The organism is Paraburkholderia phenazinium (genome assembly GCF_900142845.1).
Taxonomy (GTDB): Bacteria; Pseudomonadota; Gammaproteobacteria; order Burkholderiales; family Burkholderiaceae; genus Paraburkholderia; species Paraburkholderia phenazinium_A.
This window is the reverse complement of sequence record NZ_FSRU01000001.1, coordinates 1,480,570-1,507,533: the sequence shown is the minus strand read 5'-3', so window position 1 is coordinate 1,507,533 and position 26,964 is coordinate 1,480,570. Positions and strand designations below refer to the sequence as shown.

Genomic DNA, 26,964 nt, shown 5'->3' with positions numbered 1-26,964 from the left:
TGCCGGGACGTGCACGCCACGCGGCTCACCCGGTTTGCGCTGCGCCACAGAGAAGGATTCGACATGCCATCCATCAGCGAAGACCCCTGCGTCGTCACACCCTCCCCCGTCACACCGCCCCCCGCGATCCGCCTGCACAGCCGCGACGATGTCGTCATCGCGCGCGGCCAACTGGTCGGCGGCACAATCTTGCCGGGCGAAGGCGTCACGGTCTCGGGCCTGATTCCGCCCGGTCACAAGGTCGCCGTGCGTGCCATTGCCGAGGGCGAGGCGGTGCGCCGCTATGGCCAGATCATCGGCTTTGCCAGCCGGCCAATCGCCGCGGGCGAGCACGTGCACACGCACAACGTCGCGATGGGCGAGTTCGCCCGCGACTACGCGTTCTGCGCCGATACCAAAACCACGGCCATGGCGGCCACGCCCGCTACGTTCAACGGCATCGTGCGGGCCGACGGGCGCATCGCCACGCGCAACTACATTGGCGTGCTGACTTCGGTGAACTGCTCGGCCACCGTCGCACGCGCGATTGCCGACCACTTCCGGCGCGACATTCACCCTGAGGTGCTGGCGCCGTTTCCCAATGTGGACGGCGTCGTGGCGCTCACGCATGGCGCCGGTTGCGCGGTGGATCCCGAGGGCGAAGGACTCGCGCTTCTGCAACGCACGCTCGGCGGCTATGCCGCGCATCCGAACTTCGCCGGCGTGCTGGTGATCGGGTTAGGCTGCGAAACCAACCAGATCTCGCGCCTCATGGAGACGCAAGGACTCAAGGAAGCCGAGTTCCTGAAGACCTTCAACATTCAGGACACCGGCGGCACCGCCAAAACGGTCGCACGCGGTATCGAACTGGTGGGAGGCATGCTGGCCGAAGCCAACCAGGTCAAACGCCAGCCGGTGCCCGCCGCGCATCTGGTGGTTGGCCTGCAGTGCGGCGGGTCCGACGGCTACTCCGGCATCTCGGCCAATCCCGCGCTTGGCGCCGCGGTGGATCGGCTGGTCGCGCACGGCGGCACCGCCATCCTCTCCGAAACGCCGGAAATCTACGGCGCGGAGCATCTGCTGACGCGTCGCGCGGTGACGCGTGCAGTCGGCGAAAAACTCGTTGCGCGCATCCGCTGGTGGGAAGACTATTGCGCGCGCCACCACGCGGCGATGAACAATAATCCGTCGGCCGGCAACAAGGCTGGGGGCCTCACGACGGTGCTCGAAAAATCGCTCGGCGGGATCGCCAAAGCGGGTCATACGAATCTCGTCGAGGTCTACGAATACGCGCAGCATGTGGACGCGAAAGGCCTCGTCTTCATGGACACGCCCGGCTACGATCCGATCTCCGCAACCGGCCAGGTGGCGGGCGGCGCCAACCTGATCTGCTTCACCACCGGACGCGGCTCCGCTTACGGCTGCGCGCCGACGCCGTCGCTGAAGATCGCCACCAACGACGCGCTCTGGAATCGTCAGCAGGAAGACATGGATCTGAATTGCGGCTCGATTCTCAGCGGCCAGAAATCGATTGACGAGATGGGCGCCGAACTGTTCCAGCTGATGCTCGATACCGCCTCCGGCACGCTCTCGCGCAGCGAGATTCACGGCTACGGCCAGAACGAATTCGTGCCGTGGCAGATCGGCGCCATTACCTGATTTCTCTCCGGCGCGGCGCGTCCCGTCGCGTCGTCAATCCACCGTCAAGCAAACCCGTCAAACCATCGCCAGGCAGATCGAACCATCATGAACCAAGCAAGCATCCAGACCTCCTACCGCGGCGTGTTTCCGGTCGCGCCGACCATCTTCGACGACGAAGGGCGTCTCGACCTCGAAGGCCAGAAGCGTTGCATCGACTTCATGATCGACGCGGGCTCCAACGGCCTGTGCATTCTCGCGAATTTTTCCGAGCAGTTCGCACTCTCCGACGACGAACGCAACACCTTGATGCATCTGGTGCTCGAGCACGTCGCCGGACGCGTCCCGGTGATCGTCACAACCACGCATTTCAGCTCGCACCAGTGTGCGCTGCGCAGCCGCGCCGCCCAGGATGCGGGCGCCGCGATGGTGATGATCATGCCGCCGTATCACGGCGCGACGATCCGCGTCGGCGAGCGCGGCATCTACGAGTTCTATAGCAAGGTATCGGATGCGATCGACATTCCGATCATGATCCAGGATGCGCCGGTGGCCGGCACGGCATTGTCGGCGCCGTTTCTCGCGAGGATGGCGCGCGAGCTCGCGAATGTCTCGTACTTCAAGGTCGAAGTGCCGCAAGCGGCCGCGAAGCTGCGCGAGTTGATCGAACTGGGCGGCGACGCGATTATCGGTCCGTGGGACGGCGAAGAAGCGATCACGCTGATGGCCGATCTGGATGCGGGCGCAACCGGTGCGATGACGGGCGGCGGTTATCCCGACGGCATCCGCCTGATCGTCGACGCTTACGCCGCCGGCGACGCGGAACTCGCAGCCGCTCACTATCAGCGTTGGCTGCCGCTTATCAACTACGAGAATCGCCAGGGCGGTCTCGCGACTCCGAAGGCGTTGATGAAAGCAGGCGGTGTGATCAAGTCCGACGCGGTCCGTCATCCGCTGCTGCCGATGCATCCCGCAACCCGTGCAGGTCTCCTCACGATTGCGCGGCGCCTCGACCCAGTGGTCCTGCGCTGGGGCAAGTAAGCACCGCCTCCCTATGCATCATGACGGCTTTACGCCGGGCGCTTGCTGTCCCGCCTGGCGCGAAGCCGTGCCCGGCACCTGCTCGAGCCGCACCACGGCGCCGGTCGCCTACGACTACCCCGTCCTCCCTACCCTGCGTCCAGCCGTCGGAACGGACTCCGACTCTTGACGCAGACCTGCCTCCCCCCCTCCTATACGCAGCAGCCGCCCGACAGGATGCAGATCGACGTAAAAAAAATGCGGATATAACCGCAGCCGGAAATTGAGTAACATAGCCCCGCATGCCATCACTCATTTGTCCATGACCGCAAACACTCGAGAACTCACGCCGGAAACGCTCGCCGCGCTCCTCGAACGCATTGCCAAAGAGGACGCTGCCGCACTGCGGGAGCTATATGACGCGGCTGCCCCGAAACTGTTTGGCCTTGCGCTCCGTATATTGACCAGACACGAGTGGGCCGAAGAGGTCCTGCAGGACAGTTTCGTCAATATCTGGCGTTTCGCGGGCGACTACCGGCGCGGTTTGTCGGCCCCGATGACGTGGATGTCGGCGATCGTCCGCAATCGTGCGCTCGACCACCTGCGGCGGGTGAACACGCAGGAAACAGAATGGAGTGATGCGTTGGACGATCTTGTCGCTTCGGGAGACCCCGATCCGGAGACGCTCTCAGGCGTCAGCCTGCAAGCGCGGCTGCTGGACGGGTGCATGCAGCAGCTCGAGCCGGCGCAGCGGCAAGCGGTGGCGCTGGCGTATCTGCGCGACCAAAGCCATAGCGAGATTGCCGAAACGCTGACTGTGCCGCTCGGCACGGTCAAGTCGTGGATCCGGCGCGGCCTCAGCAAATTGAAAAGCTGCCTGGGCGGGGGTGTCTGATGAATCTGCATCGGTATCCTCAACTGGTGGACCTGCTGGCGGCCGAATATGCGCTCGGCACCTTGCGCGGCGGCGCGCGGCGACGGCTGCAAACATACGCGGAACACGACGTGGTGATCCGCCGCTCGCTGGAAGAGTGGCAACAACGGCTCGAGCCGCTGGCCGAACTCGTGCCGCCGCGCATGCCCTCGGCGGCGGTCTGGGAGATCATCGAGCAGCGGCTGGGCATCGCCGCCGCCCGGAGCGGGACAACCGTCCCGCCGTCGGCCCAGCCGGACCGCCCGGCTCGCCCGGCCCGCAGCCTGTTCGACAACCTCGCGTTCTGGCGTGGCTGGGCCATCGGCGTGACCGCGCTCGCAGCGATTGCGCTGGTGTTTGCCGTGCGTTCGCTGTTGCCGTTCGGCGCCACGACGACCGAATCGACGCAGACGGCCGCGCAGCAACCCGAGGCCGAGGTGTCGCACGTTGCGGTGCTCAACGACAAGAACGCTCAGCCGATCATGCTGGTGGCGTGGGACGAAGCCCATTCCACGATGACGCTGCACCGGCTCGGCGACGTCCAGCTCCCGCCCGACCGGGCGATGCAGTTGTGGGGCATCCCCGCCAGCGGCCATCCGGTCTCGCTTGGCGTGCTGCCCAACAGCGGCAACGGCAAGGTCCCCGCGGCGCAACAAAAGCCGGAAAACTACGCGGCGCTGGCGATCTCGATCGAACCGCCGGGCGGCTCGCCGAATCCCAACGGCCCGAGCGGTCCGGTGGTATTCAGCGGCAAGCTGTTGCCGGTATCCTGAACTCAACGCGCCATGCCGGCGCCTGCTGACGAACCAGCAGGCACCGGCCACCTTTTATGCAAAGCTTTTACGAAGCAACGGTGACTCGCCCCGAGCGGGCTCGCCTGTCCGGCAAACGTGCCGCTGACGTGTGCATTATCGGCGGCGGCCTCGCGGGCCTGTCGACGGCGCTTGGCCTCGTCGAGCGCGGCGTGCGCGATGTGGTCGTTCTCGAAGCGCAGCAAGTGGGCTTCGGCGCATCCGGGCGCAACGGCGGTTTTGTGTTCGGCGGCTACAGTCTCGACTGCGCCGATCTGCTCAGGATTCTGGGCGCGGCGCGCGCCCGCGAGCTCTACGCGCTCACGACCGACGCGGTCGATCTGATGCGGCGGCGCATCACGCGCTACGGCATCGAGTGCGATGCGACCCACGCCGGCGTGATCCTCGCCAACTGGTTCGACGAACCCGCGCGGCTCGAAGCGCAACGCCGTCTGATGAAGGAATCGTTCGGTGTCGACTGGGAACCGGTTGATCCGGCCACGCTCGCCACGCAGTTGAAATCGAACCGCTATCACGGCGGCCTGCTCGAGCACAACGCGTTCCACTTCCATCCGCTCAAGTATGTCCTCGGGGTCGCCGCGGCCGTCGCCGACGCGGGGGCGCAGATCTACGAGCATTCGCCGGTGGTGCGGCTGCAGCAGCAAGGCAGCGGCTTCCTGGTCGAAACGGCCGAGGGCGCCGTCGAAGCGCGCCAGGTCGTCATGGCCGGTGGCGGCTACGTGCGCAACGTCTATCCGCGCGTCGAACGCGCGGTGCTGCCGATCGCCACCTACGTCATGGCTACTGAGCCGCTCGGCGCGCGCCTGAAAGACGCGATCGACACCTCGGCAGCGATCTACGATACCCGCTTCGCCTTCGACTACTACCGCCCGCTGCCCGACACGCGCATCCTGTGGGGCGGCCGCATCTCCGTCCTGAATCGCGAGCCGCAAGCCATTGCCCGGCTGCTGCGGCGCGATCTGCTGAAGGTCTATCCGCAACTTCACGACGTGCGGATCGAGCACGCGTGGGGCGGCCTGATGAGCTACGCCCGGCACAAGATGCCGCAGATCGGCCAGAGCGCCGACGGTGTCTGGTATGCCGTCGGCTTCGGCGGTCACGGCATGGCCCCCACCACCGTTTCCGGCGAACTGCTGGCCGCGGCGATTGCCGGCGAGCGGCCGGTTCCCGAGGCGTTCGCCGCGTTCGGCCTGACGCACACCTTCGGCACGCTCGGACTGGCCGCCGCGCAGTTGACCTACACCGCGATGCAGGCGCGCGACGCGCTGGCGGCGCGGCGGCGGGCGTCCGGAGACGCTGCCGGATAAGCCGCCGGACAGGCTGCCCATGCAACGGGAACGGCGAATTTCGACATGCTAGAATGCGCCGTCATCGCCGCTGAAAAACACAATGAACAAGGGAAGCAAGGCCGCCGCGCCCGATCACAGCGGCATCCCGTCTGAACCTCGACGCGGCGACGCCCGTCGCAAGTACGACCCGGAAGAGACGAAGCGCAATATCCTCGAAGTCGCCACCCAGGAGTTCTCCGCCATGGGGCTGACCGGCGCCCGCGTGGACGCCATCGCCGAGCGCACGAACACCACCAAGCGCATGCTGTACTACTACTTCGAAAGCAAGGAAGGGTTGTACCAGGCGGTGCTGGAGAAAGTGTACGGCGACATTCGCGCGCTCGAACAGGACCTGCACGTCAGCGAGCTGGACCCGGTCGAAGGCATGCGCAAGCTGGTGGAATTCACCTTCGACTATCACGACCGGCATCGCGACTTCGTACGTCTCATCACCATCGAGAACATTCACGGCGCGAAGTACGTCGAGCAGTTGAAGACGTTCAAGAACAGCAACGCGAGTGCGATTCACACCATCGAAGATCTGCTGGCGCGCGGCATTGCGAGCGGCCAGTTCCGCAGCGACGTGGATGCGATCGACCTGCACCTGCTGATCAGTTCCATGTGCTTTCACCGCATCGGCAATCGCCATACGTTCGGCACCGCCTTCGGCCGCGACCCGTCGCATCCGCGGCTGCGCACGCGGCACCGGGCGATGATCGTCGATGCCGTGCTGCGCTTCCTGCGCAACGAAGCCTGAAACATAGACTGCTGACAAGAAACGCCTGCGGCCCCATAAGGACCGCAGGCGTTTTGCTTTGCTTTGTTTCGCTTTGTTTGTCGTTTAGCCCCGCCTCAGCGCGGCGGCAGCGTTAGTCGGCCAGCACGATCCGCTTGATATCGCCGACGATAAAGATGTACGACAGCGCGCCGATCAACGCGATCACGCCGATGAACACCAGTGCGCCGACGAACGAGCCGGTCCACGCCACGATCAGTCCCACTGCCAGCGGCGTAATGATGCCGGCGAGATTCGCCGCGAAGTTGAAGATGCCGCCCGTCACGCCGAGCAAGCCGTCCGGTGCGATATCCGACACGAGCGTCCAGCCGAGCGCCGCCATCCCCTGCGCGAAAAACGCCACCGACAGAATCACGATCACGATCACATTGCTCTCGACATAGTTGGCGAGAATGATCGTGGATGCAAGCAGCAGGCCGGCGATGATCGGCAGCTTGCGCGCTACGTTCGGCGAGACGCCGCGCCGCAGCAGCCAGTCCGAAAACGTACCGCCGAACATCACGCCGATCGACGCCGCGATAAACGGCATGATCGCGAAGAAGCCGATCTTCAGCCAGGCCATGTGACGCTCGGTGGCCAGATAGGTGGGGAACCATGTGAGGAAAAACACCAGCGTCGAGTTACCCGCGAACTGGCCGAGACAGATGCCGGTGAGCTGGCGATGCTTGAGCAACTGGCCGATGGTGCGCCATTCGAAGCCGCTCGACCGGGCCTTCGCTTCGCCGGGCGTCTTCTTGCGATGCGTCAGGCCACCGCCGGCCTCGATGTAGTCGAGTTCCGCGGCGTTGGCGGCGGGATGATCGCGCGGCTCACGGTAGCTGAACCACCAGACGAGACCGAATACCAGACCCACCCCACCTACGACGTAGAACAGCGAGCGCCAGCCGAAAGCGCCCATCAGCGCAAACAGAAACGGGCTGAAGAACGCGAGGCCGATGTATTCGCCGACCGTGTACGTGCCCGTCGCCATGGCCCGCTCGTTTTGCGGGAACCAGGTGGCCACGACGCGGCTATTGGTCGGAAAGCACGGCGACTCCGCCACACCCAGCCCAAGCCGGAACGCGAACAGCGGCGCAATGCCGTGCACCAGTCCTTGCGCGAGCGTGCATAGCGACCAGAACGTCATCGACAGAAAATAGGTGAGCTTGCTGCCGAAGCGGTCGAGGAACAACCCGCCCGGAATCTGCGAGGCCACGTAGCTCCAGGAAAACACGGAGAACATCAGCCCCATCAGCGCGGCATTGATGCCCAGTTCCCTGGTCAACTGCGGCGCCGCGATGCCAAGCACCGTACGGTCGAGATAATTGATCATCGTGCCGACCGCGAGCAGCGCGAGGATGCGGTAACGCACCTTCGAGCGGCGCACGCCGGTCGCGGCGGCGCCGGCGGGCAGCACGTTCTCGTCCGGCAAGTCGGAATGGGCGGGATGAATCGGATGCGGCATGTCTGTCTCCTCCATCTGTTATTGGATGTGCTGCACAGCAGGTCTACTCACGCGGCAACAGCGACTGGAAGTGCGCGGACATCCGCTCCGCATCGGGCTCCAGTCCGGTGAAAATACGAAAGGCGTCGACCGCCTGGAACACCGCCATGCCGCCGCCGCTCAGCGTGCGGCAACCGGCCGCCTCGGCGGCTTGCAGCAAGGCCGTGCGGATCGGGAAGTAGACGATGTCGGCCACCCACAGGCCGCTGTGCAACAACGCCGCGGGCAACGGCATACCAGGCAGCTTGGCCATGCCGGTGGGAGTCGCGTGAATCAGGCCGTTAGCCTCTGCGAGTGCGTCGGCGAGCGACTCGCCTGCCCTCACCGTGGAAGCGGGAAAACGCTGCTGCAGTTCGTCGGCAAGAAGGCGCGCGCGGGACGCGTCGACATCGAACAGCGTCAGCGTCTGCGCGCCCATCATCAGCGCCGCGTGAGCCACCGCCGCGCCCGCGCCGCCGGCACCCAACTGCACCACGCGTTCGAGCGCCACGTCCGGCAAGCCGCGCTGGAAGGCTCGCGCGAAACCCGACCAGTCGGTGTTGTGGCCAATGCGCTTGCCGTCTTTCAGCAGCACCGTGTTGACGGCGCCCAGGGCGCGCGCGTCGTCGGACAGTTCGTCGAGCAAAGGAATGATCTGCTGCTTGCACGGATACGTGACGTTCAGGCCGTTGTAGCCCATCCGTTCGGCGGCGACCAGGATGTCCGGCAACGCGGCGGCATCGAGCTTGAGCGCTTCCAGATCGATGCGGCGATACACGTAATTGAGCCCGAGTTGACTGCCCTCCTGCTCGTGCATGGCCGGCGTAAGCGAGCCGCCGATGCCGGAGCCGATCAGCCCGACCAGATACGATTGTCGATCAGCAGGCCGGCTCATTTCGCGGCCCTCGATTTCAGCAGGGTCGCCATGCGCTCCAACGCCAGTACATAGCCCTGCGTGCCGCAGCCGATGATCACCGCTTCGGCAATCGCCGACACATACGAGTGGTGCCGGAACGCTTCGCGGCGATGCACGTTCGAAATGTGCACTTCGATCACCGGCTTGTCGATCGCGCTCAACGCATCCGCAATGGCCACGGACGTGTGCGTGTAGGCAGCGGGATTGATGACCACACCGTCCACCTTGGTACGGGCCGCGTGCAGCCAGTCGATCAACTGATGCTCGGCGTTCGACTGACAGAAATCGACCGCGAGATCGAGCCGTTCTGCTGCATCGCGGCACAGGCGCGCGACGTCGTCGAGCGTTTCCGAGCCGTAAATGGCCGGCTCGCGCGTGCCGAGCAGGTTGAGATTGGGTCCGTTCAGGACCAGCACCGAGGCGAAACTCATTGCAGCCACTCCATAAGATTCAGGCGCGGGGCGCGCAGCCGGCACGGCTGTTCTTCCCCACTGTGGCACTAGTGTGCGCCAGATCCGCGGTCCGGTCTTTTGGGGTTTGTGCTAATTTGTACGATCTAGTTAGTTTGTATAGACTGTCGAAAAATCGAACTAATCTGGCAGATATTGGCCCTTGGTTCGGAGCCGAGAAGTAACAGATTGGTCCATTTCTTGCCGCAGGAGCCGTTCATGCAACGATCGATTGCCACCGTTTCGATTAGTGGAACACTGGTAGAAAAGCTGACCGCGATTCAGGCGGCAGGCTTCGACGGCGTCGAGATCTTCGAGAACGATCTGCTGTATTTCGACGGCTCGCCGGCCGACGTGCGCCGCATCGCGGCCGATCTCGGCCTGAAGATCATGCTGTTCCAGCCGTTTCGCGACTTCGAGGGCGTCAGCGCCGAGCGGCTCGCGCGCAATCTCGACCGCGTGAAGCGCAAGTTCGATCTGATGCATGAACTGGGCACCGACCGCATCCTCGTGTGCAGCAACGTGTCGCCGGATACGCTGCGCGACGACGCGCTGATCGTCGATCAGTTGGGCGCACTGGCCAGGGCTGCGGAGCAAGCGGGTGTGATCGCCGGTTACGAGGCGCTTGCATGGGGACGCCATGTGAATTCGTACCGGCACGCATGGCGGCTGGTGAATGCGGTCAATCATCCGAACCTCGGCATCGTGCTCGATAGCTTCCATACGCTGTCGATCGGCGATCCGGTAGATGAAATCGCGGCGATTCCCGGCGAGCGGATTACCTTCGTGCAGATCGCCGATGCGCCGAAGCTGGCCATGGACGTGCTCGAATGGAGCCGCCATTACCGCTGCTTTCCGGGCCAGGGCGATTTCGACGTCGCCGGCTTCACCGCCCGTGTGGTGGAAAGCGGCTACCAGGGTCCGCTCTCGCTCGAGATTTTCAACGACGGCTTTCGCGCTGCGCCCACCGCCGCGACGGCGGCGGACGGCCATCGCTCCTTGCTGTTTCTCGAAGAGCAGACGCGTAGCAAACTGATCCAGCAAGGCCGGCCGGCCCGCGAGCTTTATCAGCCGTCGCCCGCTCCGGCGCACATCGGTTTTCAGTTCCTCGAATTCGCCGTCGACGACGCGGCGCGCAGGCAACTCGCCGACTGGCTCGGCAAGCTGGGATTCCGGCGCGCCGGGCGGCATCGTTCGAAAGACGTCACGCTCTATCAGCACGGCGCCGCCTCGCTCGTACTGAACGCCGAAGCGGATTCGTTCGCCAGTGCGTTCTTCCAGCAACACGGGCTGTCGTTGTGCGCGTCGGCGCTGCGCGTCGACGACGCCAGGCTGGCCTTCGAGCGCGCGGCGGGCTTCGGCTATACGCCGTTCTCAGGCCAGGTCGGACCCAACGAACGCGTGTTGCCGGCCGTGCGCGCACCGGACGGCAGCCTCAACTATTTCGTCGACGAGACCCCCGACGAACCGACGCTGTTCGAAGCCGATTTCCTCCTCGACAACAGCAACGCCCCCACTGAACCCGCGCTGCTGACGAACATCGATCACGTGGTTCTGTCCTTGCCCGCGGATTCGCTCGACACGTGGGTGCTGTTCTTCCGCACGGCCTTCGGCTTCGACGCGGAGCCGAGCTGGCTGGTGCCGGACCCGTACGGGCTGGTGCGCAGCCGCGCGCTGCGCAGCCGCGACGGCTCGGTGCGCATCGCGCTGAACGCCTCGGTGGACCGGCACACGGCCGTGGCGGAGGCGCTGCATGCCTATCGCGGCTCGGGACTGAACCACGTGGCGTTCCGCACCGGCGACATCTTCGCAGCGATTCCGCAATTCGTCGCCGCCGGCCTGCCGATCCTGCGCATTCCGCGCAACTACTACGACGATCTCGCGGCCCGCTATGCGCTGCCCGACGAAACGATCGAAGCGCTGTGCGCCGGCAACATCCTGTACGACCGCGACGAAAAAGGCGGTGAGTTTTTCCACGCCTACACCGAGCAACTCGACCAGCGCTTTTTCCTCGAAATCGTGGAACGGCGCGGCGGCTATGACGGCTACGGCGCTGGGAACGCCGCGGTGCGCCTCGCCGCGCAGGCGCAGCATCGCAAGCACGACTTCAACTAAGCCGTGACGTGGTTTGACCGATTCACCCAGACGTTGATTTAGCGTTTCAAAAGCGACGGGCCGCCCGAAGGGCCCGCGTAAAAACTCAATGATTTATCCGGCGATCTTATGGACAACGAAGGAGACTGTAGATGAAACACACAAGCGGCACATTGAGAAAACTCGCATTTACGGCCAGCGCAACCTTGCTCGCCAGCCCGGCCTTCGCGCAAAGCAGCGTGACGCTGTACGGCGCGGTAGACGACGCGATCGTCTACGCCAATAACCAGAAGGGTGCGTCCAACGTGTATCTGCGGCAGGGCAACCTGTATGCATCGAAATGGGGCCTGCGCGGCGTTGAAGACATTGGCGGCGGCACCACGATCGTTTTCGACTTGCAGAACGGCTTCGATCCGAACACGGGTGCGCTGTCGTCGTCCACGCAGATCTTCAACCGCCAGGCGTATATCGGCGCGCAAAACCCGCTCTACGGCACGTTCACGATGGGCCGCCAGTACACCACGTACTACCAGTTCGTCGGGCCGCTCGCCTCGAGCAACTGGCTGACCGGCGCAACGGGCGCGCATCCGGGCGACATCGACGGTCTCGACACCACGATCCGCATCAACAATTCGCTGATCTACAACACGCCGAACTGGAACGGCCTGCAAGCAGGCGGCATGTACGCATTGGGCGGCATTGCCGGCAGCACCGGCAAAGGCCAGACCATCAGCGCAGGGGTGCGTTATGCAACCGGTCCGGTGAATCTCGCCGCGGGTTATCTGCGCATGGACAACGCGCAGCAGACCACGGGCTTCGATCCCGCCTCGACGGGCAGTTTCGGCACCTCGTCGCTCAATACCGGGTATGTGTCGGCGAAGGCGCTTCAGCACATCGCCGCGGCCGCGGACTATACGATCGGCAGCCTGATGATGGGTCTGACGTACACCAACGTTCAGTACGTGGCGGGCAGCCATTCCATCTTCCGCGACACCGCGATCTTCAACACCTACGCAGCACTCGCCACCTATCGCTTCAGCCCGGCCTTCGATATCGCGGGCGCGTTCTCGTACACGATGGCGTCGCAAGCCAACGGCATCACCAGTGCGGCGCGCTATCAGCAGTACTCGCTGAAACAGGCCTATCACCTCTCCAAGCGCACCACGCTGTATGCGGTGGAGGCTTACCAGCGGGCGAACGGTCAGACGCTCGGCGCGAAGGGCGCCGGGGATATCGTCGATGCCACACCGGCCGTTGGCGACTCGCAGAATTCGACGCCGTCGTCGACCAATGCGCAGTTCGTCGGCATGTTGGGTATTGCCGTTTTGTTCTAAGCAGCGGAAGTTGTTGCCTGCTTCATCCGCCCGCTGCCGGCGTCGCATCTGTGCGCGCCGGTAGCGGCGCTCCCGCCTCCTCCACGGCTTTACTGCCGTCTCCAATGCGGCAGCGTCTCCCCTTCGGCCGAGGCACGCTTGTTGCGCCGATATAATGACGCCTGATCTGCCGTCCACTGCCGGCCGCCCCGAGCGGGTCGCACCGTACAGCGCGCTTTCAGCACCTGGATCCGTTCGGCGCCGGATTCGCGGGCCGCAGGGACCGAACCCATCTGGAGACCTATGAAGAAGTTTGCCGTAGTCCTGTCCGTTCCCCTGCTTCTCAGCGCATGCGCGTATTTCCAGAACCCGGATTCGGGCGAACCCGTGGTCGACGGCAACACGCAGCGCCCCGTCGGCGATGTGGTGGCCTGCATGACGCAGCAAGCGGCCAAACACAACGCCACGTTCGAGACCACGCCGCTGCCGGAAGGTCAAATGCTCGATTTCGGCGATTCGAACGTCGTCAAGATCCGCGCCGACAATGGCGCCACCACCTACCGTTTCTACGCCGGCAAGCGCCACGTGGACAACCTGTGGATCGAAGGCGCGAGCAAAATCTGCGCGCCGCAATAGTTTCGAAACCGTTCAGTAACCGCTTCGTAACCTGCCGTACCGTAAGAGCCGGTAATCAATACCGGATCGAAACACCGCGAACCTGCCGCTTCAGGCCCGAGTCTTAAGAATGGTTTAAGACTTGGGCCCCATGATCCACCGGACAATGAAAAAGCAGGAGGTACATACCATGTACAAAACGACTCGCGACGCAAACGATGCCACGGCGCCGGCCAAGCGCCCGACCATGCTGCGTCGGCTATTGAGCCATCACGAACTCGCCACGCTGCTGCTGTTGCTGCATGCGCCGATCGATGCGTTCGCCAAACCCGAAATTCCCATGCTCCACGAGGCAGGCCTCGTCGAGACGGTCGCCACCGAAGCCGGTGCACCGAGCATTCGTCTGACGCAAGAAGGAAATGCCGTCCTGCGTGGACTGGGCATCCGCTAACAGCGGGCTTTCATCAGCTTTTCTGTTGCACCGCCGTGACGGCTCAAGGGCGCTACGTTTCTAAGCCTGCCACACCGCGTAACCCGCTTCACGCAGTCCAATCGCCAGTTCGACTTCCATGTCTCGCGCGCCGTCGTAGGGCATCGGATTGAACACCTCATACAGCTCAGGCATCAGGCGCAGGCCGTAATCGCGCACGTAGCGATTCGCCTGGATATCCGCCTTGTGACGGTCGAAACGCAGGTCCGGGTCCAACCCCGTCATACCCACATACACGCATGGCCGCTCGAACCGGTAGTCCGGGTTCGAACGGCGAAAACGCGCCTCGTTCCAGACCGTGTCCGACAACGCGACGACATAGACGTAGTAGTGGTGACTCGGACGACGGCGGGCCATGCGATGCGGGCGACAAATCAACGTTGAACCGGCTGTATAGCAGCTTTTATGCGCTCATGCAGCAGTCGCGCGTCGCGGCTGGATCAGCCATGCGCGGTCCCATGCAGCAGCATGCGGTATTCGGTGGGCGTGATGCCGACCGTCGCCTTGAACTGCCGCGTGAACGCGCTGTGATCGGTATAGCCGCACAACGCGGCCACATCCGTGACCTTGTCGTGCGACACCAGCAGGGCGGTGGCCGCATCGAGCCGCGTTTTCAGCAGCACCTGACGCGGCGTCAGATGAAACACCTTGTGGAAATACCGTTCGAGCTGCGCCACCGACATGTCCGCCATCGCCGCAAGCTGTTTCAGATTCAGCGGCTGCACGTAATTGTCCTGAATGTACTGCACAACCGCGGCGAGCCGGCTGTACGCGGGATGGCTGCCCTCGTCCGCTTTCAGATCGCGCGAGATGCCCGCCAGCCCCACCACCCGCCCCGCCGGATCGCGCAGCGGCTGCTTGCAGGTGAGACACCAGCCCGGTTGCCGCCCGGGGTAAAGATGCAGCTCCAGCTGATCGACCATCTGGTTGCCGACATTGATGATCGCGATGTCCTGCGCGGTGTAGATGCGCCCGAAGCGGCGCGGGAACACATCCTCGGCGGTCTTGCCGAGCAGCGCCGTCTTGTCCTTGTAGCCGCAGCGCGAGGCCAGCGTGCGGTTCACCAGCGCGTAGCGCGCCTGCGCGTCCTTGACGAAAAACACGACGTCCGGCATCGCGTCGAAGACAGGTTCGAGCAGCGTGAAATGCGAGAGCATGCCGCTTAGCGTGGCATCGGCTGGGTCGAGCGGGTGAGCCAGCGTGTTCATCTTGCGTGTCCCGTGCATCCGGTGCGGTGGTCTTGTGCGCTTGATTATAGGGCCGCGCGATGCGGTGAAAAAATGTGCGCCTCAATCCGTCGAAGCCAGGTCCTGCTCGCACGCAGCCATCAACGTGCCGATCTGCGCCGGATGAAACGGCGGACGTGGCTGCGCCGTCTGCCAGCCGAAATACGTGCCGGCAGCCGTGCCGCAGATGCGCCCCTGGCACGCGCCCATCCCGCAGCGCGTGTGCAGCTTGGCGTCGCGCCATTCGGCATGAGTTCGCACTTCGCCGAGCGTCACGTCTTCGCAGCGGCATAGCAAGGTGTCGTCGGGCGGGAGCGCGCGGGCCGCCTCGCTCAAGGTGAACGCATCGTCCACGCGCTGAGCGAAGCGTTGCCAACGCGAGCGTTGCGCGCGCAAATCTGGCCGGGCGCCCAGATCCGGCAGCGCGCCGCTTGCCACATAACCCGCAATCTCGCCTTCGACGCGCGCCAACTCCATCCCGCCAATACCCGTGCATTCACCGGCGGCGAGCACGCCCTGCACGGAAGTCCGCTGCAGATCGTCGATGCGGACCGCGCCGCGCACGTCGAGCGCACAACCCAGCGCCTGCGCGAGCGTGATATTGGGCACGAGGCCGTAGCCACACGCGATGCGATCGCAGTCAAGCGTGATCTCGCGTTCGCCGCGCTGGATCGTCACCTGTTCAACCCGGCCTGCACCGCGTGCTTCGCGCACCACGCTGCCGCTCAGGTAGCGCAGCCCTGCGAACCCACGCGTCAATTGCGCGGCCTGCAGCAGCTTGGAGGGCGTCGCCAGCAGCGAAGCGGCGAAACGCGCCAGCGCCAACGCCGAGGCCTGCTCGACCACCGCCACCACCTGGGCGCCCGCGGCCCGAGCCGTGGCGAGCGAAGCAAGCAGCAACGGGCCGCTGCCCGCAATCACGACGCGCTCGCCGCGCACCGGTGTGCCGCCTTTGATCAACGCCTGCAGTGCACCCGCTCCGGTCACGCCTGGCAGCGTCCAGCCGGCGAACGGCAGCAGACGTTCGCGCGCGCCGGTCGCGAGGATCAGTTGGCCGTAACTGACGCACATGCCGCCCTGCTCGGCCGCCGATTCCAGCAATAACGCGTGTGGGGGCAGCGGCGCGATCACCCGCACCGAAGAGAAAACCGTCACATTCGGATGACCTGTCAGCGCCTCGTGTACCTCGCGCAGCGGCGCCTGCGGCGCGTGCCCTGGGCCTTGCCGCCAGACCTGTCCGCCGACGCGCGGGTTGTCGTCGAACACGGCGACCTCTGCGCCCGCCTGCGCCGCCGTACGCGCTGCGTTCAACCCGGCCGGGCCCGCGCCCACCACCACCACGTCATAGTGCCGATTCACGCGGGCTCCGTCGTCTGAATGATCTGACCATCGCGACAGACCGTCTGACACGCGAGCGCGTGCGTCCGGCCGTCGATGGTGACGCGGCATTCCTGGCAGACGCCCATCCCGCACAAGGCCGCGCGCGGTTGACCGCTCACGGAGGTGCGCGTGCCGTGCAAACCCGCTATGGCGAGCGCGGCCACCACCAGGGTGCCGGCCTCGACCTCCACCGTGCGTGCGTCGATCGTCACGCGAACCCGCTCGACGACGCGACTAGACATGACCGCCTCCCTGCGCGAAACGTTGCGGCAAATACGGCGCGAGCGAGATCGCCGGCGCGTCGCCGGTGATCTGCGCCGCGAGCAGTTTTGCCGTCGCCAACGAAGTGGTAACACCGAGTCCCTCGTGCCCCACCGCCACCCACAAGTCCTGCGCGGCGCCGCCCATGCGGCCGATCAGCGGCAGGCCATCCGGCGTCGCCGCCCGGAAGCCGGTCCAGGCGCGAATGCCGTTGAGCGTCGGCAAGGCCGGCAGATAGCGCGCGGCACGCTGCAGCATCTGCGCGAGCACGGGCATGTCGACGGCGGGATCGGTGGTGTCGAACTGGCGCGACGAGCCGATCAGCACCTGGCCGGTCGGCCTCGGCTGCGCGTTGAACGCCACGGAGGTGCCCACCGCATGATGGGCGCTTTTGATGTAGCCGAGCTCAAGCAGTTGATGGCGAATCAGGCCGGGATAGCGGTCCGTGATCAGCAGATGGCCCTTCTTCGGCTGCAACGGCAGCGACGGCACCAGCTTCTGCGCGCCAATGCCGTTCGCCACGATCACATGAGCGGCGTGCTTGCGCTCGCCATGGGCGAGCGTCACGCCATGGGCGTCGACGGCGGCGACTTCCGTGTCGAGCCGCACGCGGATATTCGCGGCGTGCGGCGCTTGCGTGAGCAACCATTCGGCGACGGTCGGCGCGTACACGATGCTGTCGTGTTCGATCCGCAGGCCGCCCACCATGTCGGGCGCGAGCGCCGGTTCGCAGGCGCGCAACGCCGCGCTATCGAGCAACTGTGCGGCCACTCCACGTGCCGCAAACGCGTCGTGCATGGCACGTGCGGCTTGCCACTCTTCGTCGTCGGCGGCGACCCAAAGCGTGCCGCAGCGCGAGAACGCGTCGCGCTTGCGCAGTTGCGGCGCGAGTTCGAGCCACAGGTCGCGCGAATACGCGCTCAGCGCAAACTCCGCGGGCGAGTCGTTCATCACGACGATGTGCCCCATGCCCGCGGCCGTCGCGCCGCCCCCGATGCCATGGCTATCGAGCACCTCGACCTGCATGCCGCGCGCGGCCAGCTCCGCCGCGCAGGCCGCACCGACAATCCCCGCGCCGACGATCACCGCATCTGCCGTCATGCCGTACGCAGACCCCATGCAAACGGATCGCGCTCGTCGAAACACAGGCGCCCTTCCGCCATGATATGCGCGTAGCCGGTGATCGTCGGCACCACGGTCGCACCGTCACCGCTGCTCCGATACGTAGCCTCGAACACGCTGCCGATGATGCTTTCCTGCCGCCACACCGCGCCCTCGGCGAGCTTGCCGTCGGCGGCGAGGCACGCCACCTTCGCGCTGGTGCCGGTGCCGCACGGCGAACGGTCGTAGGCGTTGCCCGGACACAGCACGAAGCTGCGGCTGTCGATCCCTTCGCGCGAACCCGCCTCGAACAATTCGATATGGTCGATCAGCGCGCCGTCCGCGCCGGTGATGTGTTGTGCAATCAGCGCATCGCGAATCGCCGAACTGAAGGTGGTCAACTCGGCAATGTGACGCGCTTCGAGCGTGCGGCCGTGCTCGGCGACGAGGAAAAACCAGTTGCCGCCCCAGGCGATATCGCCGGTCAACACGCCGTAACCGGGCACCTCGACGCTCACCGCCTGGCGATACCGGTAAGCCGGCACGTTGCGCACAGCGACGCTGCCGTCCGCATTGAGCGTGGCCTCGACGATGCCCACCGGCGTTTCGATCCGATGCTGACCGGGTCCGATGCGCCCCATATGCGCCAGCGACACCACCAGTCCGATCGTGCCGTGTCCGCACATGCCGAGGTAGCCGACGTTGTTGAAGAAGATCACGCCGGCCGCGCAATCCGCCGCGTCCGGCTCGCATAGCAACGCGCCCACCACGACGTCCGAGCCGCGCGGCTCCGTGACGATGCCGGCGCGCCAGTCGTCGAAGCGGGTGCGGAATACGTCGAGCCGTTCGGCCAGCGTCCCGTTGCCGAGATCGGGTCCGCCGGACACAACCAGGCGGGTCGGTTCACCGCCGGTGTGCGAATCAATCACGTTCAAGGTTTTCATGCTGCTATCTTAGAAATGCCGACTCGGCCGGTCTTGGCGTCATTATGCGTGGATCATGACGATTTCAGCATAGTCTCTGATGCTGCGCGCCGCCGGCGCCTATGCTGAAATCGTCATCCGGCACGCGCGAATCGCGCAAGACGGCAGCTTTTTCCCTGCTTACACTGCGGTCAACTCATCACACTCAGGAGAGAAGTCGTGGCACATATCTGGGAAGGCGTATTGCCCGCGGTCACCACCAAGTTCAACGCGGATTTCAGCATAGACCGGGCGTGGACGAAGAAGAACATCGAAGCGCAGATCGACGCGGGGGTGGATGGGATTATTGTGTGCGGCTCGCTCGGCGAAGCCTCGACCCTCTCGCTCGACGAAAAGCTCGAGGTGCTCGACATCGCCGTGGACGCCTCTCGCGGCCGGGTGCCGGTGCTCCTGACGATCGCCGAAAACAGCACGCTCGACGGCTGCCGCCAGGCCGAAGCGGGCGCGAAGCGCGGCGCGGCCGGCTATATGGTCTTGCCGGGCCTGCGCTACCTGTCGGACCGGCGCGAGACGCTGCATCATTTCCGCAGCGTGGCGAACGCCAGCGCATTGCCGCTGATGATCTACAACAATCCGCTCGCGTATGGCGTCGACATGACGCCGGAGATGTTTGCCGAGATTGCCGACGAGAAGAAGATTGTCGCGATCAAGGAGTCGTGCGGCGACGTGCGGCGCGTCACGGATCTGATCAACGCCGTGGGCGACCGCTACGCGATCCTGTGCGGCGTGGACAACCTCGCGATGGAAGCGATCCTGATGGGCGCACACGGCTGGGTAGCCGGCCTCGTCTGCGCGTTCCCGCATGAGACGGTGGCGATCTACAAGCTGCTCAAGGCAGGACGCCTCGAAGAAGCCCGGGCGATTTACCGCTGGTTTGCGCCGCTGCTCTCGCTCGACGTGTCGGCAAAGCTGGTGCAGAACATCAAGCTGGCCGAAGCGATGGTAGGACTCGGCACGGAACCGGTGCGGCCGCCGCGCCTGCCGCTCGCCGGCGATGAACGCAAGGCGGTCGAAGCCTTGATTCGCCGCTCGCTCGAAACACGGCCGGCCTTGCCGACGCTCTGAGCGGCAGTGGCGTCCGAAGCTGCATCAGCAGCCGGCGGCGCCGTTCGATCAGGCCGCCGCTTTCTCGATCTGCGCATCGGCGTGCCGCAGATTCAGCAAGCGGTAGCCACTCTTGTAGACCGGTTGCAGACGAAAGCCGCTGTCCTGATCGATTTCGAGCAGGAGACGCAGACGCGACACATGGCTGTCGATGGTGCGCGTGAACTCGCGGAATTCGCGGCCCCAAACCATCGCGAAGATATGATCGCGCGACAGCACGCGGCCGATGTTGGCGAAGAACAGCGACGCCAGCCGATACTGCGTGCCCGACAGATTCACCGGCTCGCCGCGCAACATGACGAGCTGGCGACGGCCGTCGAAGTGATACGGCCCGGCGTCGAAGCTCGCCACACTGTGGCGGTCCGGGTAAGCGCGCCGCAGCAGCGCGGCGACGCGCTCGCGGAACTCGGCCGGGCGCAACGGCAACGACACGTAATCGTCAGCGCCGGCTGCGAACGCGCGCACGGCCGCCTCCTCGGTACTTTCTTTTGACGCGAAGACGACCGGCAGCCGGTCGCCGCCCACGGCCCGCACCGATTTCAGCACGTCGACGCCGGACAGGCGCACGCCGTGCCAGTCCAGCACGAGCAGGTCGACGGTGGAACGCGCGAGAACCCTCGACATGTTCAGGCCGTCGTCATAAGTCACGCAGGTGTGGCCCGCCTGCACCAGAGTCTTTTCGATCGACTGGCGCTGCAAGGGGTCGCGCTGAAGGATGGCAATACGCATGAGGGTGGCTCTCAACTGATAGATCGGACGCGATTCTGTGAGTCGCATGACCGCCAGCCCATAGGAGCAGTCCTAATTTAGCCGCCGATCGGCGTCGTCCGACAGAGCTGTCTTGCGTTCCGACGTATGTATTCCGCATTACGTGCGCGAGGCTGCCTGGGACCGTCAGAAAAGCGTCGTGACGTCCCAATGAGCCGCGCCCCGCCGACCAACTTGTTCAATCGAATTAAGCACTTCCAGCGGCCAATCCCTTTCATCCTGTAAAATCGCCGGCCGGCCAACGTTGTCATCGCGCCTGTCGTATCCCGGCAGACGCGCCCGTGTCCCGTGCTCTACCCAGCGCCCCCACACTTCTCGCCCGACAACCGCCGCATTCCACGCAGCGCGCGTGGCTTCCTATTCAATAAAACGACAGAGCAATGCAAGCAACAAATCTGGGTGGAGCACAACAGGCTGTCACCCCACGCACCCTTGGCCCAAGCGACTACAAAACCCTGGGCCTCGCCGCACTTGGCGGCGCGCTGGAGTTCTACGACTTCATCATCTTCGTGTTCTTCGCCCCGGCGATCGGACAACTGTTCTTCCCGCAAGCGATCCCCGACTGGCTGCGCCAGTTGCAGACCTTCGGCATCTTCGCGGCGGGCTACCTGGCGCGCCCGCTCGGCGGGATCATCATGGCGCACTTCGGCGACCTGCTCGGCCGCAAGCGCATGTTCACGCTGAGCGTGCTGCTGATGTCAGTGCCGACGCTGCTGATGGGCCTGCTGCCCACTTACGCCAGCATCGGCCTGCTCGCGCCGGTGCTGCTGCTGGTGCTGCGTGTGCTGCAAGGCGCCGCGGTGGGCGGCGAAGTGCCGGGCGCGTGGGTGTTCGTGTCGGAACACGTGCCGCAGCGCCATATCGGTTATGCCTGCGGCACGCTGACGGCGGGTCTGACAGCCGGCATCCTGCTCGGCTCGCTGGTCGCCTCGGGCGTGAACCGCCACTTTGCGCCCGCGGACATCACCGGCTACGCGTGGCGGATCCCGTTCCTGCTGGGCGGCGTGTTCGGCCTGTTCTCGGTCTACCTGCGCCGCTGGCTGCATGAGACGCCGGTGTTCGCCGAACTCAAGCAACGCAAGTCGCTTGCCGCGGAAATCCCCTTGAAGGCGGTGCTGCGCGACCACGGCCGCGCCGTCGTCGTGTCGATGCTGCTGACGTGGATGCTGTCGGCGGCGATCGTCGTCGTGATCCTGATGACGCCCACGCTGCTGCAAAAGCAGTTTCATATCGCACCGGCCACCGCCCTGCTCGCCAACGGCGTGGCGACGCTGTGCCTGACGCTCGGTTGCGTCGTGGCGGGTTCGATTGCCGGCAGGATCGGCGCGGGACGCACGCTGTTTATCGGCGGTCTGGCGCTGGCGGCGTCGTACTACGTGATGTTCGCGCAGCTCGCCGTCGATCCGTCCAAACTGCTGCCGCTCTACGCCGTGACGGGGTTTCTCGTCGGCGTGATCGGCGCCGTGCCATTTGTGATGGTCAAGGCGTTTCCGGCCGCCGTGCGTTTCTCGGGCATCTCGTTCTCGTATAACGTCGCGTATGCGGTGTTCGGCGGCCTCACGCCAATCGTCGTTTCGCTGATGATGAAATCGAATCCGATGGCGCCGGCGCTCTATGTGGGCGCAGTGTGCGTGCTCGGCGCGGTGACCACCTTTTTCATCAAGGATGCGCCTCAGGAGCCTTCGTCGAGCCGCTGAGGCTGGCTTAGGCGCGGCGCCGGCTCACCCGCGGCGATACATCGATACTTCATGTCACACCGAAACGTCGCGTGCCGCGCGGCGTTACGATGTGTCTCATGAATACCCCCACCGCCCCCTTCACCCGCGCCATCGCCCTGATTGTCGGAACGGTCAGCGTCGGGTTCGTCGTCACGCAACTCGACGTGACAATCGTCAATATCGCACTCGCGAACATCAGCACCGACCTGCATGCGAGCGTCGCAGGCCTGCAATGGATCGTCGACGCTTACGCGCTGGCTTTCGCGGTCCTGATGCTGTCGGCCGGTGTGCTCGGCGACCGGCTCGGCGCGCGCCGCATGTACGCCGCCGGCATCGTGATCTTTGCGCTCGCATCGCTCGCCTGCGGACTCGCGTTCGACGACGTCATGCTCGTCGCCGCACGCGCGGTGCAGGGCATCGGCGCCGCCGCGATGCTGCCCAACTCGCTCGCGCTGCTCAATCAGGCCTGCGGGCACGATCCGAAGCTGCGGGCGCGTGCAGTGGGTCTGTGGACCGCGGCGGGCGCCATCTCTATCGCAGCGGGCCCGGTGGTTGGCGGCTTGTTGATTGCGGGCTTCGGCTGGCGCAGCATCTTTCTGGTCAACCTGCCCCTGTGCGCCGCGGGCCTGTTCGCGACCTTCGCATGGGTGCCGGGGCCGAACGCCAAGCCGGCGCAAGCGTCGGCACAACCGTCGGCCCAGGCCTCGCAACCCGCGGTGCCGCCGCGCAGCATCGACCTGCCCGGCCAGTCCCTTGCCGTCGTCACATTGACTGCCTTTACCGGCGCGGTCATCGAATGGCGACCGCTCGGCCTGAGCCATCCGCTCGTCGCAGGCGGCTTTGTCCTCGCACTCATCGCCGCCATCGCCTTCGTCACCATCGAATCGCGCGTGGCCGCACCGATGCTGCCGCTCTCGCTGTTCCGCAAGCGCACCTTCAGCGCGGCGGTCCTGTTCGGCATCTGCGTGAACCTGACCTACTACGGCATGGTGTTCGTGCTGAGCCTGTATCTGCAACGGGTGCGCGGTTACACGCCGCTGCAGGCGGGGCTCGCATTCCTGCCGCTGACCGGTGGCTTTCTGGTCTCGAACGTACTCAGCGGCTGGGTCGTGGGGCACTACGGCGCGCGCGTGCCGATGATCTGCGGCGCGCTGATCGCGGCGCTGGGTTATGGCTTGCTGCATCTCGTGGGCGCAACGACACCGCTTATCGGGCTGTTGCTGCCGTTCCTGCTGATTCCTTCGGGCATGGGCCTCGCGGTGCCGGCCATGACGACCGCCGTGCTCGCGTCGGTTGAGAAGCAGCGCGCCGGCACTGCGTCAGCGGTCCTCAACACCGCGCGGCAAGCGGGCGGCGCAGTGGGCGTCGCGGCCTTCGGCGCGCTGGTGAGCGGAGCGGGCGCCGCGCACATTGTGTTCGGCATGCAAGCGGCCACCGCGATTTCCGCGGGCTTGCTACTCACTGCGCTGGCGCTGGCGTGCCTCGTCCATCCGCAGCCGCACGCTCAGGAACCGGATGACAGGAAGAAACCGCCCTTGCGCCCGGTGCATGGCGCCGGGCGCGGTTGAGCCGCCGTGTGGTGTTTGTTTGCGGCCATGAAGATGACCGTGCGGGTAACCGCGACGCTCGCAGAATTTGGGCCGGCGATGCTTAAAGCATCGACTTGCCTTGATCGAGGATCTTGTCGCAGATCTGCTTGGTGAGTTGCTGCTTGACGCCATCGCCGCCAAGGCTCAGCTTCTGGCCGCTGCCTGTGTCGACCACGCCGTTGGCGCCATCGGTATAGCCGCTGCTGGAATTCGACGCGCCGCCCGGCAGCTTGCTCATCAGCGAATCCTTGACCGACGACGCGCTGTTGCCGCCCAGGTAGTTGTTCTTGATGCAGAACTGCAGCACACCGGCGACATTGCTGCTGCTGCCGGACGTCACCGAGCCCCCTGACAACGCACTGCCAAGGTCGCCCAGGCCTCCCGACGAACCGCCCCCGGTCAAGCCACCGAGGCTCGGTGAGGAACCGTTGCTGCTCCCCTGGTTAAGCAGATTGCCGAGTTGAGCATAAGCTGCGGGAAGCGGGATCGACAGTCCAATAAGCGTTGCCGCAGCTACAACGCAGTGCATGCGTGCTTTCATAGATTCCTCCTGTGGGTCGCCGCTTCCAGTTGTTCAATATTTTTTGACAACCCTACAGGACACAATAGTGCGGAAATCATTGGTTTCCCACTGATTTTGCACTTCAGGCAATTGCGCAGTTGTCCTTTTCATCACAGTGCACTTTCAACGCTATAGCGAGGTTTCCTGAATCTCCCCGGAATCCAGTGCGCGCTGGATCAACCCTTCGTTTTCCACCTTGCGGATCGCGTCGGCAATCAGCTTCTCCGGCTCTTCGATCTCTGCCTTGATCGTGCTGAGGAAGCCGGAGGCATCGAGGATCACCAGCGTTTCCGCCGAATCGGCCCGGCTGATAATCACGCGATGCGGCGTCGGCCCTTCGCCGAGGCTCGCGCAAAACTGCATGACATTGCCGCCGATCGTTTGCTCAAAACTTTGAATCATTGTTGGCTCCTTGCTGACTATCCGAATCGAAGAGACTTGCCGGCCCACGCCTTCCCCACGCAATTCCGGTGCCACGGCACCCGCGCTGAATCACCGACCCAAACCGCCGCGCGGCGCACGCGCCCCGTCGATGCTGATCCGGCCCGCACCCGTCACGAACAGCAGCAGGAAACCACCCGCAATGCCGATGTTTTTCCAGAAGTGGATCACCATGTCGTGCTGGACGGCCGCATCGGTGACGTTCCAGAAATCGTGTCCGAGGACGGCGGTGGCCACCGTGTACACCGCCAGAATGAGCGCAAGCGGGCGAATCTTGAAACCGACCACCAGACACAGTCCGCCGAGCGCTTCGACCGCGGTGGCGAGCGGCGCCGCCACCTGCACGAATGGCACGCCTTTGGAGTGCAGATACCCGACGAAGCCTGCGTATCCCAGCAGTTTCATCACACCGCCCCATAAGAACAACACGGCCAGCGCAAGACGTGCGAGGAAAATAACGCCGGAATCGACGGGACGCGTCATGAGAGAGGGCTCCTGTAAATGAATAAGCAGAAGACCGGGCTGCGCGCTGTCAGTTCCCGGAGGTTGACTGTCAGAATATGTCCATTGACTCGCTTTTCCAAGCGAATACGCGCTACGGCAGGCACTTACAAGGAGAATTCTTCCCTGCAGGACGCCCGGAATCGCGCTTTCAATTGCTCGCCGCGCCCGGCCGCTCTTGTTATAATCCTTTCACGATTTCGAACGAAATATAACGCAGCTTTGCGTCACGGGCCCCAGGACTTCCATGCTGAAAACTGATCGCCTTCGCGCGCTCGCCGATGCGCTGGCGAGACAAAACGTGATGCGTCTGCGCGACGCGGCCGCGCTGCTCGGGGTGTCGGAAATGACAGTGCGCCGCGACGTCGCCGCGAGTCCGGGGCAGTTCACTTATCTCGGCGGCTACATCGTCAGCGCGACGGATGTGCCGAACACCGCCGGCTATTCGCTGGAGCAGGAAAAAGATCACTTCGCGCAAGCCAAGGCCGAGGCCTCGGCATTCGCCGCCAAGCTCATCGCCGACAACGAAACGCTCTTCATCGATTGCGGCACCACGCTCACCACACTGGCCCGGCTGATTCCCGCCGAGCGGCATGTCACCGTGGTCTGCTATTCGCTGAACGTCGCGGAAATCCTGCGGCGCAAGCCCAACGTACGCATGATCCTGCTCGGCGGGGTCTACGTGCCGTCATCGGATTCGTTCGCGGGGGAAGAGAGCATCGAAATGCTGCGCCGGATGGGCATCAACAAGGCCTTCATTTCGGCGGGTGGGGTGGACCAGGCGCGTGGTGTCACCTGCTGGAATTTCCATGAGGTCGCGCTCAAGCAGGCGGCCATGGCGAGCGCCGTCGAACGGCATCTGGTAGTCGATACCAGCAAGTTCGGCGCGGTCAAAGCCGTCCGTTTCTCGCAGGTCGACGATTTCGATTCGATCATCACCGAGAAAGGCCAGGAGTTGCGCCAGCGCAAGTGAGCGTTGGGGCCGTGGCCGCGAAACGGCACTTGCCGCGTCTCAAGGATACGTAGCCACCTCGATCAGATTGCCATCCGGGTCGCGGCAATAGACCGAGGTCATCGGGCCACGTGCGCCGGATCGCGCAGTTGGGCCCGCTTCGATCGCGACACCTTGCGCGAGCCAATGCGCCTTGACTGACTCCGGACTCGCCTGAGTCACGAAGCAGAGATCCGCACTGCCCGGTACCGGCGCCGCGCCGGTGAACCACGCCACCGTATCCGCATCCTTCGGCCGCAGATTGATCTTGTGGACGCCGAAATGCACGGCGACCCGCACGCCGGTGCGCGAATCGAAATCGATGCGTTGCATGCCCAGCACACGCACATACCATTCGGCACTGGCTTCCACATCCGCTACGTTCAGAACGATGTGGTCGATGCTGTCTATCGAGAAGCTCATGATCGTCGAGAGTGTTGTGCAGATCGCGTTGGGGACGGGCATCTGTCGCACCGGCCGATGCGCCGGCAACGCCAACCGTATGCCACCCAGG

28 protein-coding genes are annotated in these 26,964 nt (G+C 64.7%); 14 read left to right on the top strand and 14 right to left on the bottom strand.

Annotated features, from left to right (window positions below; genetic code table 11):
• Positions 1-63: 63 nt before the first annotated feature.
• The 6 genes from BUS12_RS06565 (at position 64) to BUS12_RS06540 (ending at position 6,447) form a co-directional block, all read left to right on the top strand.
• The gene (locus BUS12_RS06565; protein WP_083640274.1) at positions 64-1,638 is read left to right on the top strand and encodes a UxaA family hydrolase; all 1,575 of its coding nucleotides are present in this window, start codon (positions 64-66) and stop codon (positions 1,636-1,638) included.
• 87 nt (positions 1,639-1,725) lie between these two features.
• Complete coding sequence (locus tag BUS12_RS06560) at positions 1,726-2,658, top strand: dihydrodipicolinate synthase family protein (protein ID WP_074294827.1); 933 nt, start codon at positions 1,726-1,728, stop codon at positions 2,656-2,658.
• A 301-nt stretch (positions 2,659-2,959) separates the two neighbouring features.
• Positions 2,960-3,532 carry an RNA polymerase sigma factor gene (locus BUS12_RS06555; RefSeq protein WP_074294826.1) on the top strand — a complete coding sequence of 191 codons (573 nt, stop codon included), beginning with the start codon at positions 2,960-2,962 and terminating at the stop codon, positions 3,530-3,532.
• Positions 3,532-4,323, top strand: coding sequence for an anti-sigma factor (locus BUS12_RS06550; protein ID WP_074294824.1), 792 nt, complete (start codon positions 3,532-3,534; stop codon positions 4,321-4,323). The genes BUS12_RS06555 and BUS12_RS06550 overlap by 1 nt, the downstream gene beginning before the upstream one ends.
• A gap of 56 nt (positions 4,324-4,379) precedes the next feature.
• Complete coding sequence (locus tag BUS12_RS06545; RefSeq protein ID WP_074294823.1) at positions 4,380-5,669, top strand: NAD(P)/FAD-dependent oxidoreductase; 1,290 nt, start codon at positions 4,380-4,382, stop codon at positions 5,667-5,669.
• Between the two features lie 82 nt (positions 5,670-5,751).
• Positions 5,752-6,447: a TetR/AcrR family transcriptional regulator gene (locus BUS12_RS06540; protein ID WP_074294821.1), complete on the top strand. Its 696-nt coding sequence runs from the start codon at positions 5,752-5,754 to the stop codon at positions 6,445-6,447.
• A 112-nt stretch (positions 6,448-6,559) separates the two neighbouring features.
• On the opposite strand, the gene BUS12_RS06535 is transcribed toward BUS12_RS06540, so the two are convergent.
• From BUS12_RS06535 to aroQ, 3 genes are read right to left on the bottom strand one after another with little or no spacing between them, the layout of a single operon-like run.
• Positions 6,560-7,930 carry an MFS transporter gene (locus BUS12_RS06535; RefSeq protein WP_083640273.1) on the bottom strand — a complete coding sequence of 457 codons (1,371 nt, stop codon included), beginning with the start codon at positions 7,928-7,930 and terminating at the stop codon, positions 6,560-6,562.
• Positions 7,931-7,973: 43 nt separating this feature from the next.
• Positions 7,974-8,843, bottom strand: coding sequence for a shikimate dehydrogenase (locus tag BUS12_RS06530; RefSeq protein WP_083640272.1), 870 nt, complete (start codon positions 8,841-8,843; stop codon positions 7,974-7,976).
• Positions 8,840-9,295: a type II 3-dehydroquinate dehydratase gene (aroQ, locus tag BUS12_RS06525; protein ID WP_074294819.1), complete on the bottom strand. Its 456-nt coding sequence runs from the start codon at positions 9,293-9,295 to the stop codon at positions 8,840-8,842. The genes BUS12_RS06530 and aroQ overlap by 4 nt, the downstream gene beginning before the upstream one ends.
• A gap of 237 nt (positions 9,296-9,532) precedes the next feature.
• Between aroQ and BUS12_RS06520 the strand changes: the two genes are divergently transcribed.
• The 4 genes from BUS12_RS06520 to BUS12_RS06505 all read left to right on the top strand — a co-directional run bounded on the left by BUS12_RS06520 (position 9,533) and on the right by BUS12_RS06505 (position 13,786).
• A complete protein-coding gene (locus BUS12_RS06520) occupies positions 9,533-11,428 on the top strand; it encodes a bifunctional sugar phosphate isomerase/epimerase/4-hydroxyphenylpyruvate dioxygenase family protein (protein WP_074294817.1) in 1,896 nt (631 codons plus the stop codon).
• Positions 11,429-11,559: 131 nt separating this feature from the next.
• The gene (locus BUS12_RS06515) at positions 11,560-12,741 is read left to right on the top strand and encodes a porin (RefSeq protein ID WP_074294815.1); all 1,182 of its coding nucleotides are present in this window, start codon (positions 11,560-11,562) and stop codon (positions 12,739-12,741) included.
• Between the two features lie 282 nt (positions 12,742-13,023).
• Positions 13,024-13,356 carry a hypothetical protein gene (locus BUS12_RS06510; protein ID WP_074294812.1) on the top strand — a complete coding sequence of 111 codons (333 nt, stop codon included), beginning with the start codon at positions 13,024-13,026 and terminating at the stop codon, positions 13,354-13,356.
• A gap of 169 nt (positions 13,357-13,525) precedes the next feature.
• Entirely contained in the window at positions 13,526-13,786 is a 261-nt protein-coding gene (locus BUS12_RS06505) for a hypothetical protein (protein WP_074294811.1), read from the top strand.
• 60 nt (positions 13,787-13,846) lie between these two features.
• Here the strand turns inward: BUS12_RS06505 and BUS12_RS06500 are convergent, their stop codons facing one another.
• The 6 genes from BUS12_RS06500 to BUS12_RS06475 all read right to left on the bottom strand — a co-directional run bounded on the left by BUS12_RS06500 (position 13,847) and on the right by BUS12_RS06475 (position 18,737).
• Positions 13,847-14,182, bottom strand: coding sequence for a hypothetical protein (locus BUS12_RS06500; RefSeq protein WP_074294810.1), 336 nt, complete (start codon positions 14,180-14,182; stop codon positions 13,847-13,849).
• A gap of 83 nt (positions 14,183-14,265) precedes the next feature.
• Positions 14,266-15,033 (bottom strand): AraC family transcriptional regulator, encoded by a 768-nt coding sequence (locus BUS12_RS06495; RefSeq protein WP_074297183.1) that lies wholly within the window; start codon positions 15,031-15,033, stop codon positions 14,266-14,268.
• Between the two features lie 81 nt (positions 15,034-15,114).
• Positions 15,115-16,410, bottom strand: a complete 1,296-nt coding sequence (locus BUS12_RS06490) for an FAD-dependent oxidoreductase (protein ID WP_074294809.1) — start codon at positions 16,408-16,410, stop codon at positions 15,115-15,117.
• On the bottom strand, positions 16,407-16,673 hold the full coding sequence (locus BUS12_RS06485) for a (2Fe-2S)-binding protein (RefSeq protein ID WP_074294808.1): 267 nt from the start codon (positions 16,671-16,673) through the stop codon (positions 16,407-16,409). The genes BUS12_RS06490 and BUS12_RS06485 overlap by 4 nt, the downstream gene beginning before the upstream one ends.
• A complete protein-coding gene (locus BUS12_RS06480; RefSeq protein WP_074294807.1) occupies positions 16,666-17,793 on the bottom strand; it encodes an NAD(P)/FAD-dependent oxidoreductase in 1,128 nt (375 codons plus the stop codon). Before BUS12_RS06480 ends, BUS12_RS06485 begins: the two co-directional genes overlap by 8 nt.
• Positions 17,790-18,737: a 4-hydroxyproline epimerase gene (locus BUS12_RS06475; RefSeq protein WP_074294806.1), complete on the bottom strand. Its 948-nt coding sequence runs from the start codon at positions 18,735-18,737 to the stop codon at positions 17,790-17,792. Before BUS12_RS06475 ends, BUS12_RS06480 begins: the two co-directional genes overlap by 4 nt.
• Before the next feature lie 198 nt (positions 18,738-18,935).
• On the opposite strand from BUS12_RS06475, the gene BUS12_RS06470 reads away from it, so the two are divergent.
• Positions 18,936-19,841, top strand: a complete 906-nt coding sequence (locus BUS12_RS06470; protein WP_074294805.1) for a dihydrodipicolinate synthase family protein — start codon at positions 18,936-18,938, stop codon at positions 19,839-19,841.
• 48 nt (positions 19,842-19,889) lie between these two features.
• Here BUS12_RS06470 and BUS12_RS06465 read toward each other — a convergent pair whose 3' ends face one another.
• A complete protein-coding gene (locus BUS12_RS06465) occupies positions 19,890-20,609 on the bottom strand; it encodes a response regulator transcription factor (RefSeq protein ID WP_074294804.1) in 720 nt (239 codons plus the stop codon).
• Between the two features lie 419 nt (positions 20,610-21,028).
• Between BUS12_RS06465 and BUS12_RS06460 the strand changes: the two genes are divergently transcribed.
• Complete coding sequence (locus tag BUS12_RS06460) at positions 21,029-22,345, top strand: MFS transporter (RefSeq protein ID WP_074294803.1); 1,317 nt, start codon at positions 21,029-21,031, stop codon at positions 22,343-22,345.
• 98 nt (positions 22,346-22,443) lie between these two features.
• Positions 22,444-23,934, top strand: a complete 1,491-nt coding sequence (locus BUS12_RS06455) for an MFS transporter (RefSeq protein WP_083640271.1) — start codon at positions 22,444-22,446, stop codon at positions 23,932-23,934.
• A gap of 82 nt (positions 23,935-24,016) precedes the next feature.
• Here BUS12_RS06455 and BUS12_RS06450 read toward each other — a convergent pair whose 3' ends face one another.
• From BUS12_RS06450 to BUS12_RS06440, 3 genes are all read right to left on the bottom strand, one after another.
• Positions 24,017-24,496, bottom strand: a complete 480-nt coding sequence (locus tag BUS12_RS06450; protein WP_074294801.1) for a DUF2501 domain-containing protein — start codon at positions 24,494-24,496, stop codon at positions 24,017-24,019.
• Positions 24,497-24,646: 150 nt separating this feature from the next.
• Positions 24,647-24,919 carry a hypothetical protein gene (locus BUS12_RS06445; RefSeq protein ID WP_074294800.1) on the bottom strand — a complete coding sequence of 91 codons (273 nt, stop codon included), beginning with the start codon at positions 24,917-24,919 and terminating at the stop codon, positions 24,647-24,649.
• A gap of 90 nt (positions 24,920-25,009) precedes the next feature.
• Positions 25,010-25,441: a DoxX family protein gene (locus BUS12_RS06440; RefSeq protein WP_074294798.1), complete on the bottom strand. Its 432-nt coding sequence runs from the start codon at positions 25,439-25,441 to the stop codon at positions 25,010-25,012.
• 265 nt (positions 25,442-25,706) lie between these two features.
• Here BUS12_RS06440 and BUS12_RS06435 point away from each other — a divergent pair, with 265 nt between their 5' ends.
• Entirely contained in the window at positions 25,707-26,432 is a 726-nt protein-coding gene (locus tag BUS12_RS06435; RefSeq protein ID WP_074294796.1) for a DeoR/GlpR family DNA-binding transcription regulator, read from the top strand.
• A gap of 39 nt (positions 26,433-26,471) precedes the next feature.
• Here the strand turns inward: BUS12_RS06435 and BUS12_RS06430 are convergent, their stop codons facing one another.
• Positions 26,472-26,873 (bottom strand): VOC family protein, encoded by a 402-nt coding sequence (locus tag BUS12_RS06430; RefSeq protein ID WP_074297181.1) that lies wholly within the window; start codon positions 26,871-26,873, stop codon positions 26,472-26,474.
• Between the last annotated feature and the right edge of the window lie 91 nt (positions 26,874-26,964).

What these genes read in the sequence shown, in the direction of transcription:
- BUS12_RS06565 (WP_083640274.1), top strand. Translation starts at nt 64, where the DNA reads ATGCCATCCATCAGCGAAGACCCCTGCGTCGTCACACCCTCCCCCGTC.
- BUS12_RS06560 (WP_074294827.1), top strand. Translation starts at nt 1,726, where the DNA reads ATGAACCAAGCAAGCATCCAGACCTCCTACCGCGGCGTGTTTCCGGTC.
- BUS12_RS06555 (WP_074294826.1), top strand. Translation starts at nt 2,960, where the DNA reads ATGACCGCAAACACTCGAGAACTCACGCCGGAAACGCTCGCCGCGCTC.
- BUS12_RS06550 (WP_074294824.1), top strand. Translation starts at nt 3,532, where the DNA reads ATGAATCTGCATCGGTATCCTCAACTGGTGGACCTGCTGGCGGCCGAA.
- BUS12_RS06545 (WP_074294823.1), top strand. Translation starts at nt 4,380, where the DNA reads ATGCAAAGCTTTTACGAAGCAACGGTGACTCGCCCCGAGCGGGCTCGC.
- BUS12_RS06540 (WP_074294821.1), top strand. Translation starts at nt 5,752, where the DNA reads ATGAACAAGGGAAGCAAGGCCGCCGCGCCCGATCACAGCGGCATCCCG.
- BUS12_RS06535 (WP_083640273.1), bottom strand. Translation starts at nt 7,930, where the DNA reads ATGCCGCATCCGATTCATCCCGCCCATTCCGACTTGCCGGACGAGAAC.
- BUS12_RS06530 (WP_083640272.1), bottom strand. Translation starts at nt 8,843, where the DNA reads ATGAGCCGGCCTGCTGATCGACAATCGTATCTGGTCGGGCTGATCGGC.
- aroQ (WP_074294819.1), bottom strand. Translation starts at nt 9,295, where the DNA reads ATGAGTTTCGCCTCGGTGCTGGTCCTGAACGGACCCAATCTCAACCTG.
- BUS12_RS06520 (WP_074294817.1), top strand. Translation starts at nt 9,533, where the DNA reads ATGCAACGATCGATTGCCACCGTTTCGATTAGTGGAACACTGGTAGAA.
- BUS12_RS06515 (WP_074294815.1), top strand. Translation starts at nt 11,560, where the DNA reads ATGAAACACACAAGCGGCACATTGAGAAAACTCGCATTTACGGCCAGC.
- BUS12_RS06510 (WP_074294812.1), top strand. Translation starts at nt 13,024, where the DNA reads ATGAAGAAGTTTGCCGTAGTCCTGTCCGTTCCCCTGCTTCTCAGCGCA.
- BUS12_RS06505 (WP_074294811.1), top strand. Translation starts at nt 13,526, where the DNA reads ATGTACAAAACGACTCGCGACGCAAACGATGCCACGGCGCCGGCCAAG.
- BUS12_RS06500 (WP_074294810.1), bottom strand. Translation starts at nt 14,182, where the DNA reads ATGGCCCGCCGTCGTCCGAGTCACCACTACTACGTCTATGTCGTCGCG.
- BUS12_RS06495 (WP_074297183.1), bottom strand. Translation starts at nt 15,033, where the DNA reads ATGAACACGCTGGCTCACCCGCTCGACCCAGCCGATGCCACGCTAAGC.
- BUS12_RS06485 (WP_074294808.1), bottom strand. Translation starts at nt 16,673, where the DNA reads ATGTCTAGTCGCGTCGTCGAGCGGGTTCGCGTGACGATCGACGCACGC.
- BUS12_RS06480 (WP_074294807.1), bottom strand. Translation starts at nt 17,793, where the DNA reads ATGACGGCAGATGCGGTGATCGTCGGCGCGGGGATTGTCGGTGCGGCC.
- BUS12_RS06475 (WP_074294806.1), bottom strand. Translation starts at nt 18,737, where the DNA reads ATGAAAACCTTGAACGTGATTGATTCGCACACCGGCGGTGAACCGACC.
- BUS12_RS06465 (WP_074294804.1), bottom strand. Translation starts at nt 20,609, where the DNA reads ATGCGTATTGCCATCCTTCAGCGCGACCCCTTGCAGCGCCAGTCGATC.
- BUS12_RS06460 (WP_074294803.1), top strand. Translation starts at nt 21,029, where the DNA reads ATGCAAGCAACAAATCTGGGTGGAGCACAACAGGCTGTCACCCCACGC.
- BUS12_RS06455 (WP_083640271.1), top strand. Translation starts at nt 22,444, where the DNA reads ATGAATACCCCCACCGCCCCCTTCACCCGCGCCATCGCCCTGATTGTC.
- BUS12_RS06450 (WP_074294801.1), bottom strand. Translation starts at nt 24,496, where the DNA reads ATGAAAGCACGCATGCACTGCGTTGTAGCTGCGGCAACGCTTATTGGA.
- BUS12_RS06445 (WP_074294800.1), bottom strand. Translation starts at nt 24,919, where the DNA reads ATGATTCAAAGTTTTGAGCAAACGATCGGCGGCAATGTCATGCAGTTT.
- BUS12_RS06440 (WP_074294798.1), bottom strand. Translation starts at nt 25,441, where the DNA reads ATGACGCGTCCCGTCGATTCCGGCGTTATTTTCCTCGCACGTCTTGCG.
- BUS12_RS06435 (WP_074294796.1), top strand. Translation starts at nt 25,707, where the DNA reads ATGCTGAAAACTGATCGCCTTCGCGCGCTCGCCGATGCGCTGGCGAGA.
- BUS12_RS06430 (WP_074297181.1), bottom strand. Translation starts at nt 26,873, where the DNA reads ATGAGCTTCTCGATAGACAGCATCGACCACATCGTTCTGAACGTAGCG.